Consider the following 213-nt stretch of genomic DNA (forward strand, 5'->3'; position numbering starts at 1 on the left):
TGCAGGTTCATGTCGCTGATTACCGTTACCGCATCGCCGATCTGGCGCAAGGCGGTCACGGCCTGGCCCACTTGTTCGACGCTGCCCTGGGCCTGGCGATGGCTGTTGCTCATGGAACCGACCACTTCCTGGGTACCGCTTTGCAGTTGCTCGATCACCAGGCGGGTTTCTTCCACCGACTCCTGGGTACGTCGCGCCAGGTTGCGCACTTCA

At 62.0% G+C, this 213-nt stretch carries 1 protein-coding gene; it reads right to left on the reverse strand.

What is annotated here, in order from left to right; translation table 11 throughout:
* Window positions 1-213 (reverse strand): methyl-accepting chemotaxis protein (locus tag HX846_RS39945; protein WP_256740222.1); only part of this gene is annotated, 213 nt, incomplete at both ends.

The organism is Pseudomonas sp. K5002 (assembly GCF_013386655.1).
GTDB lineage: Bacteria > Pseudomonadota > Gammaproteobacteria > Pseudomonadales > Pseudomonadaceae > Aquipseudomonas.